Origin of the sequence: uncultured Thiohalocapsa sp. (assembly GCF_913062725.1) — a bacterium.
Taxonomy (GTDB): Bacteria; Pseudomonadota; Gammaproteobacteria; order Chromatiales; family Chromatiaceae; genus Thiohalocapsa.
Genome location: NZ_CAJXWY010000111.1, coordinates 1 through 5,546 on the forward strand (window position 1 = coordinate 1; position 5,546 = coordinate 5,546).

Annotated in this window: 5 protein-coding genes and 2 pseudogenes; 2 read left to right on the top strand and 5 right to left on the bottom strand. The window is 64.8% G+C overall.

Features of this window, described 5'->3' with window-relative positions:
* The 4 genes and pseudogenes from QZ588_RS17605 to QZ588_RS17620 form a co-directional block, all read right to left on the bottom strand.
* Positions 1–569: pseudogene (locus tag QZ588_RS17605) on the bottom strand (transposase); the annotation flags it as partial.
* Between the two features lie 291 nt (positions 570–860).
* On the bottom strand, positions 861–1,898 hold the full coding sequence (locus QZ588_RS17610) for a radical SAM protein (RefSeq protein ID WP_295544374.1): 1,038 nt from the start codon (positions 1,896–1,898) through the stop codon (positions 861–863).
* Positions 1,885–2,766 carry a hypothetical protein gene (locus QZ588_RS17615; RefSeq protein ID WP_295544376.1) on the bottom strand — a complete coding sequence of 294 codons (882 nt, stop codon included), beginning with the start codon at positions 2,764–2,766 and terminating at the stop codon, positions 1,885–1,887. The genes QZ588_RS17610 and QZ588_RS17615 overlap by 14 nt, the downstream gene beginning before the upstream one ends.
* Complete coding sequence (locus tag QZ588_RS17620) at positions 2,763–3,560, bottom strand: hypothetical protein (protein ID WP_295544378.1); 798 nt, start codon at positions 3,558–3,560, stop codon at positions 2,763–2,765. The genes QZ588_RS17615 and QZ588_RS17620 overlap by 4 nt, the downstream gene beginning before the upstream one ends.
* Before the next feature lie 180 nt (positions 3,561–3,740).
* On the opposite strand from QZ588_RS17620, the gene QZ588_RS17625 reads away from it, so the two are divergent.
* Both QZ588_RS17625 and QZ588_RS17630 read left to right on the top strand, forming a co-directional pair.
* A complete protein-coding gene (locus tag QZ588_RS17625) occupies positions 3,741–4,715 on the top strand; it encodes a methyltransferase (RefSeq protein ID WP_295544379.1) in 975 nt (324 codons plus the stop codon).
* A gap of 8 nt (positions 4,716–4,723) precedes the next feature.
* Positions 4,724–5,263, top strand: a complete 540-nt coding sequence (locus tag QZ588_RS17630; RefSeq protein ID WP_295544381.1) for a hypothetical protein — start codon at positions 4,724–4,726, stop codon at positions 5,261–5,263.
* 77 nt (positions 5,264–5,340) lie between these two features.
* Here QZ588_RS17630 and QZ588_RS17635 read toward each other — a convergent pair.
* Positions 5,341–5,546: pseudogene (locus tag QZ588_RS17635) on the bottom strand (IS5/IS1182 family transposase); the annotation flags it as partial.

The following is a 5,546-nucleotide window of genomic DNA, read 5'->3' on the forward strand; positions in this document are numbered from 1 at the left end:
GACGCCAATGTGGATCTTGCGCCACAGACGGCGTTTCGCGCCACCATGCTTGCGAGCGTGCCACTCGCCTTCGCCCTCCGCCTTGATGCCATTCGGGGCGGCGCTCGAACCGGTGGCGCACACGCCCCTCATTGTCGATCAGCAGGTTCAGCGGCCCCTTGGAGCCACGGTAGGGAATGGACACGGCAAGGGTCTTCTGCCGCCGGCTCAATGTGCTGAAATCCGGCACCGCCCAGTCGAGACCGACGAGCCGCGGCAAGCTCTCGACGAAGCCTGTCGCCTGGCGGGTCGACATTGTCGCTCGGACCAATGGCGCTCCAATGTCGACCATACCGAAAAGTACCTTCATCGTCAGGCACGTCTGGATCGCGGCATCGCTATACTGCGGCTGCCGGCCTCGCTTGCCCGTCGGCGGCGGCACCCAGGCCATGTCCGGGTCGAACCAGATCGTCAGGCAGCCGCGCTGCTTCAGCGCGTTCGCCATTGGTCTCGAACACATGGCGACACAATGGCTCACTGTAGGCCGGCCAGTTCTTGGTCTTGTAGCTCGGCGGGATGGGTCTGCTCATGCAGGCCAGCTACCACGCTGGATTCGCGAGATGAATCCCTCACCCGGTCTTTGCGCAACAAAGCCCCGTGATGCGATCATGCTCGCAGAGCTGCACCCTGGCAGGTGAATTGACAGCCGTGTGGGTGCCAGATGCGGCGCGTCAAGAGATGCGCGACGTGGTCCGGGCAAGCACCACCGTGGTCATGACGTCCGGTCGTGTAACAGAGATTATGATAATATGGATGGATGAAGGCTTTCCACGCGCGGCTCTCCCTTGATGACCGCCCCGATTTCTTGCATGCTTTCGTCCTCACTTTCGCTCTTCAAAGGAATGGTTTGCCTGACCGGGTATCGGAAACAGGAGCTCCCGATCGTCCCCGAATGCCGCGACGTAGGCGCGTGTCAGTCCCAAGCATTCATCGGAACCGCAATTTTCACGGTGTGGGCAGATATGAAATTCGTTTCGATCGAATTCGCGCCAGAATTCGGGATCGATCACCAGCGTCGGCTGCCCATTCACCAGCGCGTCGCCCAGATCGCCTAGCAGGCATTCGGGAAAATTCTTGACTTCGACGAAACGCCCCGCCGCACGACAGCGCGAGATGGCCTCGCGGAGATATGGCAGGATATCACCGTGCCGCGCAATCAGACCCTTGGCGTCGGCCTCTGCCATAGGGAAATAAACCCAAAATTCCATCTGCACCAAACGCCTCAGGTGGCTCAGCACGTCCACCATGCCGGGAAGCATGCGGTAGCTGAGCGCCGTGACGACGGTGTTGGTCAGGATCCGAACATGCTCATGTCGATCCAGCGCCTCCAGCCCAGCCATCATCTTGTCCCAGGCCCCCGGCACCCCGGTTATGCGGTCATGGCTATCGCGGTCGGCCCCCGCCACCGAGACGAAGAATTCGTCAACGCCGGCCTCAATCAAACGCTCGGCGTAATCCGTCCGCGCCAGATGCATCCCATGGGTCTGGATACGCACATGCCGGAACCCGGCCTCGCGCGCGCGGCGCGCGATCCGTTCCAGATCGCCGCGCAAGGTGATCTCGGAGCCGGTCAGAACCAGCCCGTCCCAGCGGCCGGTCTCGGCCTGGTCGGCACAGACCCGCTCGAACACCTCAACAGAGGTGGGTTGCAACCGGTCCATCGTGCCCTCGATCATGCAATGCACGCATTTAAGGTTGCAGCGGAATTCCATCGTGAGCGAGACATAGCGCTCGTGGTCGCGCAGGCTCAGCCCGGTCAGGCGCCCGCCCTGCCCCGGCCCGCCGGCCAGCCCCCCGCGTACGCCGTCGGCGCCAATCGCCTCGATCCCGGCGCGGATCCGTTCCTCAGAGGAGCCCATAGAAACCGCCTTTTACAGGATGAACATGGCCGTCGGGGGCGCAGCGGAAATCCCATCCCGCGTCGAACAGATGGTGGCGCAGGCGGCCATGATTTTCTGCTAGGAAGGCCTGCAGCGGCTCGGGGAACCCAAGCCTTGCAAGGAAGACGCGCAGGCTGTCGACGTCGATGCGCGAGAAATACAGCGCGTCCGAGTGGCGCTTGTTGGCCACCACCAGGATTTCCATCCCCTCCATCTCGGGCCAGAAGAAATCCGTCCTGTCCGCGCCCTGCGGCACGAAGACCGACTCCGTGAGCTTGTCCCAAGCACGCTCACCTTCCCTGCGCGCGTCAAAGAAGAAGTAAGCGTTGCGGAATTCGCGCGCACCGTCCCACTCCAGCCCGTAGCACAGCCCCGAGGACACGCTGGAGCCGGGATTGCCGAGATAGAGATCGACCTGTTCCAGCCGCCCGCGCGCCAGCGTCGCCGCGTCGACCTCAGCGGAGAACATGAAATACGGCAGTTCGTCCCGCGCGGGCACCGCGCAATCGATGACCGGTGCTACGGTCCGGCGAAACTCAGCAATGCCCCGTCGCCGCCCGGTGCGGTCGTAATCGTAGAAATACAGCTCTACCGACAACGCGCCGCCCGCACATTTCACGCCCCAAACGGTTTCGAACCGGCCCCAGGCGTCACGCAGCCGGGTGAGCAGAGCCTCCATCCGCCCGTCGAAACCCGCCGCCGCGCAGGCCGCGTAAAGCAAGGCCTCGCTGCGCAGCGCATTCGGTGCGGGCGGCCGGGGCAGCGCAAAGGGCCATTGGCAAAAGTCGCGTGCCGGATCAGAGGGGCGCGCCCGCGCCGCGTGCGCCTTTGCCAGCCAGTCGGTCATGCCCGGTGCGCGCCGAAATAGAGCGTGACGAACCCCTCGCCCCGCTCGTCTCGCCCCAGCGCAAAATGGCCCAGCTGCGCATCGGCATTGGCGCGCAAGAACGCCTCACCCGCCGCACCGACCCTTTCGAGGACCGGCGCCAACACAAAGCCGAAGCTGGCTAGGCTCCTGCCTGTATCGGCAAGGTTCAGATCGACCGACCGGCGGGCATCATCGGTACCGCGGATCTCCAGCAGCGGCGGTTCGCCATCTGGGTCGGCGCGCTCTGCGATCTCGAGCAGCGCCTCGGCCGCCGAGCGCGCGATATCGTCCGCGGCGACGGCTGAGATAAGCGCTCGCCTTTTCGCCCGGGGCAGCGGCGCCCGATCCAGGTAGCGATCGTACCGCAGCCCTTCGCCCTGCCACTTCGCCGCGAGATAGACGAGGTCGGGCTGCGGCCGCGCATTACGGGGGAATTCCAGGTAGCACTTGCGTATCACTCCCTCGACGCCCAGATGCACGGCAACGCAGTCAGAGAAATGCGTCAAAAGAGACTCAGGGCCGGGCATCTGCAACGCCTCCAGCAATGTATACAGCTGTCGGCGCGAGGCCGGCAGAAGAGCTTCGCGTCCGAAGGAGAAAAGTCGCCGGTCCGCTTCTAACCGCCCGCCACGCAGCTTGACAGAGGGCTCCTCGAGCCAGCCACCGTCGATTGTACGGCGCAACAGCCAGCGAACCTGTGGCCCCGCCGACTGGTCCCGCCGGTGAGTTGCCCGCTCGTCAGAGACAACGCCGCACACGCCAACTTTCGCCATGACCGAGACAATGCGGCCCCGTGCCAGCTGCCTCAAGCATGCCAAGGCGCACCCTAACTCTCTTTTTCGCTCTGGCAGACTTTTGCAGCTACCATTGCACCATCGCGCCTCAGCAAGTGTCTTGACCTGCGCAGCGCTCTGCATCAGCCGATGGCCTTGTCTCAAGGGGAGCGCCACGAAATGCAGGTGCCCAATAGCCTCACCGGTCTTGTCGCGCTAGATGTCGCGCTGCGGCGGGGATTGATCGCTCGGCTGCTTGCCATGCCGCTGCCCGAGACGGATATCGCGCCGATCCTGTGCGGACTTCTAGAAGACGCGGGCGTGGTGGAGCGGAGAGCAGGCATGGTCACGCTAGCTGCCGGCCCCGCACGGGACTGGGCCGGGCGGCTGGAAGATTTGGCGGCCCGGACGTCCTTCGTTCGGCAGGCTGCGGCGGACCTCGTGCTGGGACTGGATGACCTGTGTCACGATCTGCCCGGTTTCATGGCCCGGTCAGAGACTTTTCGCCTGTTCCGCTATAACCGCGCGCTGGCTACCTCTCCCGCCGCGTTGCGCGACACGCGAGCCTGGGTATCCTATGTTGAGGCGCTGACCCGTGAGGAGGCGCCCTGCCTTGCGCCGCTGATCCCGCTGGATGGGGTTTCCCACCTGCTGGAGGTGGGCGGGAACACCGGCCTTTTCGCCGAGGCGCTTCTGGCGCGCCAGCCTGCGCTGTGCGCCACGGTTCTGGACCTGCCCGCAGTCTGCGCCATAGGCGAGGAGCGCAGCGGGCGCAGCAAGCGGCTGCGCTTTGCGCCCGGCGACGCGCGCAAGGACGACTGGAACGCGCTGGCAGGCACGTTCGAAGCGGTACTTTTCAAGTCGATGCTACATGATTGGTGCGATGAGGCCGCGCGCGCGATGCTGGAAACGGCGGTTTCCTCCCTGCCCGCCGGCGGGCGAATCATAATCTGCGAGCGCGGCGCTTGGCAGGACGAGACCGGGCGCCGCACCGGAACAGCCAATATCGCCAACGTGGTCTTCGCGCCATTCTACCGGGCGCCGCAGGTCTACGAGGGATGGCTGACGGAGTTGGGTTGCACCGTATCCCGGCAAAGCATTGACCTCGACATGATGTTTCACGTGCTTGACGCCCGCGCGGGGGCGGCGGAATGAGTTGGCGTGTGCTTGCCATCTGCGGCGCACCCGGAGCGGGCAAATCGGCGGTTTGCACTGCATTGGCCGCGCGGCTGGGGGCGCGGCAGGTGGAGTTCGACGCGCACGAGCGCATGACGCATCGCGGCCCAGAGGCGATTCGCGATTGGCGGGACCGCGGCGCCCCGCCGGCAGAGGTGGAGGCGCCCGGGTTCATCGAGGCAATCTGTGCGGCGCGCATACGAGGACCGGTGATCGTCGAGGCACCACTGGGCCGTACATGGCCACCTGCCGCGCCCCTGATCGACCGAGCCGTCTGGATTGACTGCCCCGCCGACCTTGCGCTTGCGCGCAAGTTGGGCACGATCGCCGCGGATGCCCGGGGCGATGCGGATTTCGCCGCCTGGGCTGGTGTCTTTTTGGCGAACTACATCGAATTTGTGCGCCAGCTGCTGGACTTGCAGGCCCAACGGGTCAGACCCCTATGCGATATTGCGGTGGACGGAACCAAACCCGTCGCACGGGTTACGCAGGACGTCCTGCACCGCATTGGCCCTGCTGGCGCCTGACTGAACCAATGCGGTGGATACCCGGCTTTGTTGCGCAAAGAGCGTGAAGCCCGGATTTCCCCTTTCCCCGGGCACACTTATCCCCTGGGCTCCGTGACAGGTATGCCAAGCGCGGTGTAGCCGTTGAGCACGGCGGCTCGGACTTGGATTTCGGCAACCTGGCGATCGAAGTCGCGTGCCATGAGGCTCTGGCCCAAGAGCTTCACGCAGTGCATCTTCGTCTCGGCGCGGGCTCTAGCGGTGGTATCCGCTCCACTTACGCCAGATGGCGCGGCCGAGGTAT

Bases quoted from the DNA above. Each gene is read 5' to 3' on its own strand.
- QZ588_RS17610 (WP_295544374.1), bottom strand. From the start codon at position 1,898: ATGGGCTCCTCTGAGGAACGGATCCGCGCCGGGATCGAGGCGATTGGC.
- QZ588_RS17615 (WP_295544376.1), bottom strand. From the start codon at position 2,766: ATGACCGACTGGCTGGCAAAGGCGCACGCGGCGCGGGCGCGCCCCTCT.
- QZ588_RS17620 (WP_295544378.1), bottom strand. From the start codon at position 3,560: ATGGCGAAAGTTGGCGTGTGCGGCGTTGTCTCTGACGAGCGGGCAACT.
- QZ588_RS17625 (WP_295544379.1), top strand. From the start codon at position 3,741: ATGCAGGTGCCCAATAGCCTCACCGGTCTTGTCGCGCTAGATGTCGCG.